Here is a 604-nt window from a genome sequence, read left to right on the forward strand (position 1 = left end):
GCGTGCAGCCGCCCGATCCTTCGTGGGGCGGCATGATCGCCGAGGGCCGCAATTATCTCGATACCGCGTGGTGGCTCTCCGCCCTGCCGGGGCTCGTGCTCATCGCTACCGTGCTGAGCAGCAATCGCATCGGAGAATTCCTGCAACGCGGCGATGGCGTCGGTGGAGACTGGCGATGAACGGCGCGGTGCTGGCAATCGACGACCTCGTGGTCGAAGCGCGGTCTTCCGAAGGGCAAGTGCGGATCGTCGATGGCGTGAGCTTTTCCGTGCGCGCGGGCCGCACGCTGGGTCTCGTCGGCGAGTCGGGTTCCGGCAAGAGCGTGACGTGCCTCTCGCTCCTGGGCTTGCCACCGCGCGGCGTGAGCGTGACCGGAGGCCGCATCCTGTTCGACGGTCACGACCTGCGCGGCAAGACGCCCGCCGAACTGAATGCGTTGCGCGGCCGCGAGATCGGCATGATCCTTCAGGACCCGATGACCTCGCTCAATCCGCTGCTGACGATCGGACGGCAGATTACCGAGATGTTCCGCTATCGCGACGGCGTCAAATGCCGCGAAGAACGCGAGGCGCGCGCCATCGACCTGCTGCGGCAAGTGCGCATT

The 604-nt window shown here is 66.6% G+C and carries 1 protein-coding gene; it reads left to right on the forward strand.

Features of this window, described 5'->3' with window-relative positions; all coding sequences use genetic code 11:
• Positions 1-175 precede the first annotated feature (175 nt).
• Positions 176-604: ATP-binding cassette domain-containing protein (locus AWB67_RS39160; RefSeq protein WP_143746857.1), on the forward strand; the 429-nt coding region annotated here is incomplete at its 3' end.

The organism is Caballeronia terrestris, from assembly GCF_001544515.1.
Lineage (GTDB): Bacteria > Pseudomonadota > Gammaproteobacteria > Burkholderiales > Burkholderiaceae > Caballeronia > Caballeronia terrestris.